At 42.6% G+C, this 484-nt stretch carries 1 protein-coding gene; it reads left to right on the forward strand.

What is annotated here, in order from left to right; all coding sequences use genetic code 11:
* A partial coding sequence (locus PPOP_RS22890; protein ID WP_159101848.1) for a hypothetical protein occupies positions 1-484 on the forward strand: 484 nt, incomplete at both ends.

A 484-nucleotide genomic window follows, 5' to 3' on the forward strand; every position in this document is an offset into this window, starting at 1 on the left:
GCCACAGACATCCAGCAGTTCAAGCAGTAGTTCAAGCTTAAGCTCAGGCACTGGAACGAAAAATACACCAGCAACAGGATTAGCTAGCAATAAGCCAGGGTTGAAAGGAAACGACTTGACACTGACGTTCAATGGTGCGCTAGATGGTGACTCTGTTAAAAATAAAGCTAGCTACACATTTAAAAAGTATAATGCTAGCAAACAGGAATTTGAAGAAGACAGAACGGTTACAGTTACAAATGTGACATATGAAACGGTTACAAGTGTAACATATGCAACATATGGTGCTGGTCAAACCCAAAACACGGTTGTATTACAGCTAGAGGGACTTCAATCTGGAAGTAAGTATCAAGTAACGGTAACTGGTGGTGTTAAAGGTTTTGGGCAAGCAGCACTTACGGGCATAAAGGAAGCAACATTTGAAGTGCCACAGACATCCAGCAGTTCAAGCAGTAGTTCAAGCTTAAGCTCAGGCACTGGAACG

This window comes from Paenibacillus popilliae ATCC 14706 (genome assembly GCF_000315235.1).
Lineage (GTDB): Bacteria > Bacillota > Bacilli > Paenibacillales > Paenibacillaceae > Paenibacillus_B > Paenibacillus_B popilliae.